At 61.7% G+C, this 1177-nt stretch carries 2 protein-coding genes; both read right to left on the bottom strand.

All coding sequences use genetic code 11. From position 1 onward, the window contains the following. The coding region (locus AC1D0Z_RS22275) for an EI24 domain-containing protein (protein ID WP_477660324.1) at positions 1 to 621 on the bottom strand (621 nt) is incomplete at its 3' end. 44 nt (positions 622 to 665) lie between these two features. Then, positions 666 to 1177: sterol desaturase family protein (locus AC1D0Z_RS22280; RefSeq protein ID WP_477660325.1), on the bottom strand; the 512-nt coding region annotated here is incomplete at its 5' end.

Genomic DNA, 1177 nt, shown 5'->3' on the forward strand with positions numbered 1-1177 from the left:
GCTGAGCACACCAATTGCCAACAGCGGCAGGCGGTGTTCCTTGAATATCTGGCGCCGCTCTTCACTGCTGGCGTGGTCCACCATGGCGTCATACGACATGACACGGTAGGTCAGCCAGCCCCAGATCAGCGGCGGCAGCACCAGGATCAGCGGGGGGATCAGCCAAAGTGGAATCGAAACGAMCAGCGCCACCACGGCCAGCAAGGTCGAGCCCAGCGACCAGAACAAACTGGTGAACAGGGAGCCTCCGCGCTTGCGCTCCATCTGGGGAAAGCGCCGTTCAGCCACCAGGGCCACCATGGCCGGTGTCATGAGCAGCGCCACGAAGAGCAACGCGACAATCACGATCACGGGAATCGCCAGGAACAGCAGCAACGCCGGAGCCAGCACCATACGCAGGTCGCTCAGGCCCAGCCCCTCAAGCCAGCGCACCAGCGTGCCGACAAGCTCGTAGCTTCCGATCTGCGACCGGATGGCTTCCACGGCATCGCTCCAGAAGAAGTACCCCAGGCCGAGCGAAATCGCTCCCATGATGATGAGTGGCAGCACCGACAGGGCAATAACCCGTGGGTGCAGGCAATACATGGCGGCACGCCAAAAAGCGTCAAGGAGTTTGCTCATGACCAACAGGATACCCCGACTACGAGGCAAGCAAATTGCACAGTTCAGGCTTTGCCGAAGAGGCGCTTGAGCCCAATCCACTGCTGCGACCAGAAACCCTTGCCGTATTGGCGGTTGGCTTCGACCTRGTCGCGAATGCCCGTCGGGTCATAGCGCTGCTCAAAATTGACCGTGCGGAACAGCATGTCCCACCAGGGCAGCAGCACGCCGAAGTTGTGGCCTCCCAGCCTGACGGCCCCCACGCTTTTCACTTCGTGTAATGCGCTGCCCCCCGGGGGGGCTAATTTTCCTTGGGGCGGCCCGGCGGAAAATTGTCCGTCCTGCGCTGCATTCACCTTGACGGGCGTCTCATGCCCAATCCCGATGCTGTGGTGCAAGCGGTGAAAGCGCGGGCTCACCCACAGGCGTTCGCCGACGCGGCCAAACCACATCCGCACATTGGCATGCTGAAAGCTTTCGCTGAGCTGGGTGAAGGCGACGATGGCGATGAACTGCCCTGGGGCCACGCCGATGAGCTGGGCCACCAGCACAACGATGGAATCGACCAGGATGTCGT

It is taken from the genome of Polaromonas sp. P1_E3 (assembly GCF_056405935.1).